3 protein-coding genes and 1 pseudogene are annotated in these 2,061 nt (G+C 56.1%); 1 reads left to right on the top strand and 3 read right to left on the bottom strand.

The window, feature by feature from the left end; translation table 11 throughout:
• From VBE63_RS28015 to VBE63_RS28005, 3 genes and pseudogenes are all read right to left on the bottom strand, one after another.
• Positions 1-188, bottom strand: a pseudogene (locus VBE63_RS28015) (hypothetical protein); the annotation flags it as partial.
• On the bottom strand, positions 185-892 hold the full coding sequence (locus VBE63_RS28010) for a transposase (protein WP_323686269.1): 708 nt from the start codon (positions 890-892) through the stop codon (positions 185-187). The gene VBE63_RS28010 and the pseudogene VBE63_RS28015, both read right to left, overlap by 4 nt.
• A 25-nt stretch (positions 893-917) precedes the next feature.
• Complete coding sequence (locus VBE63_RS28005) at positions 918-1,448, bottom strand: transposase (RefSeq protein WP_323686268.1); 531 nt, start codon at positions 1,446-1,448, stop codon at positions 918-920.
• 283 nt (positions 1,449-1,731) lie between these two features.
• On the opposite strand from VBE63_RS28005, the gene VBE63_RS28000 reads away from it, so the two are divergent.
• Positions 1,732-2,061 (top strand): hypothetical protein (locus VBE63_RS28000; RefSeq protein WP_323685173.1); only part of this gene is annotated, 330 nt, incomplete at its 3' end.

The following is a 2,061-nucleotide window of genomic DNA, read 5'->3' as shown; positions in this document are numbered from 1 at the left end:
ATTAATTCCGAATCCCTGATTTCGCCAGGATCATTAACCTCCTCAGGATGCTGTTCTCTGTAATATCGCTCAATATCTTTACGTCGTTGTTCATGACGGATGTCCATTTGTGCGATGCGCCGATCAACGGCATCAGGATCATTGAGGAGCATGGCGATGATCAGCAGACGGATGTCGCGCGCACTCAACAGCGGGTAGGACGCTTTTTTTGAATACGCTCTTTCACGAGAAACGAGAGGGACAGCATGACCAGCGCCATATGATGGTGCCATGCGATCCACTTTCTAACCTGGTAGTCGGACATCCCCAACTCGCTTTTGGCTTCCTGAAAGGCGCGCTCGACCCAATAGCGCTGCGCTTGCCGATAGGCAAACCGCTCAATGGGCGTGGTGATGGCGTCATCGTTGCTCAACGCGTATTTGAGCTTGTTGTCGGTGAGCCGGCGACTGATCACCAGGGTGCGCTGGGTCGGGGTCTCGGCCTCGCCGTCCCAGAGCCAGACGCGCCGCACGTGCATCGCCAGCTTGAGCGGGCCTTTGGTGCCGTCGCGCACGGTGACGGTCTGCCACTGGCAGGGCAGCAGTTGCTGGGCGTAGGCATCGACGCGCAGTGCCTCGACGTCGGCGCGCCGTTTCGTGGGTGCCGCACCGCGTGTCGAGGTGCGCTCCGGCACCCCCAACTGGGGCTCGAAGGGGTCGATCGGCTGATCGCAGTGGACATCGAGCAGGAAGCTTAACCCCATCTCATCCAGCGCCTGGCCGAACTCGAGTCCATGACCGTAGAACCCATCACCCCCGACCCAGTCAAACTCAACGCCTGCATCGAGGTCGGCTTGGACCATCTCCCGGGCGAGTTCAAGTTTGGTCTTGAAGGTGCGCTGATCGGCGGGAATGCCGACCTTGTCGCAGCGCGCGGGGTCATCGGTCCAGGCCTCGGTCGGGCAGATACAGCCGGGCGTTGATCAGGGTACTGTGGGTGTTCCACACCAAACTGGCATACACCCCGACCTGGCAGTTCTCGACCTTACCGATGACGCCGGCATATTGTCGGGCGACGCCAACGGACTGGTTGCCTTTCTTGAGGTGCGCCGATTCATCGACGATATAACCGACGTCCCGGCGCTGATAGGTCGGCTGGCTGGCGTAGAACGCAGACGTCTTCAGCGCCATGTCACGGATTAACGCGCTGGCTGACCAGGGTGAATCCGAAATGAACTGCTGTAGGCGCTGGTAACCGTCGCCAGACATCTCCAACTCCTCGTTCATGCGTTCCAGATTGCGCCAGCTCGCTTCAGTCTTAAACAGACCCCGGATAGACGCCTCGCTGAGCTCGAGGCTATCCGACGTGGCCGTCTGAAAGTGCTGGTGGTCGTCTTCAATGTGAAATGCCAGATTTTCTTGGAGTGAGCGCAAGGGATCTTGCCGCACAAGGCTTTTGGAACTGACCATGAAACATCCAGAGTCTATTTTTTACGTGCAGCTCGGAAAATATAGCGATATCAGGTGCGTAGATCAAGATGACAAAGTAGTATTAGTGGTTAGTGGTTAGTGGTTAGTGGTTAGTGGTTAGTGGTTAGTGGTTAGTAGGGAAGAAGTGAATGGTCTTGCAGGTAGCGGTATTGGGTTGATTGTATGCAAATAAACGGTATTCGCGAATGATATCTTCCGTAAGCTGAAACACCATACCTATTCGTCAAAAACGAACCACTAACCACTAACCACTTCTTCCAAAATGCTCATCAAGGACCTCTTCACCAAGCCCGTTGACCGTCCGATCAACGGTGTCATCAAGGCCGATCAGGACGATGCCGCGTCGGTCTGGCAGGAGTTGGAGGAGTACGTCATCACCAAGGAGCTGGATACCCACTTCCGGCGCTTCTTCGATGCCTTCCTCAAGACCCTCGACAACAGTGGTGATCCGCAGATCCTTGGTCTGATCGGGGTCTGGATCTCGGGCTTTTTTGGCTCCGGTAAGTCGCACTTCCTGAAGATCCTGTCTTATCTGCTGGAGAACCGCGAGATCAGCTACAACGGCCAGACGCGGCGTGCGATCGACTTCTTC

This window comes from Lamprobacter sp. (genome assembly GCF_034860625.1).
Taxonomy (GTDB): Bacteria; Pseudomonadota; Gammaproteobacteria; order Chromatiales; family Chromatiaceae; genus Lamprobacter.
This window is presented reverse-complemented; position numbering and strand designations above follow the sequence as displayed.

Coding starts and splice junctions, on each gene's coding strand:
- VBE63_RS28005 (WP_323686268.1), bottom strand. CDS start 1,448: ATGGTCAGTTCCAAAAGCCTTGTGCGGCAAGATCCCTTGCGCTCACTC.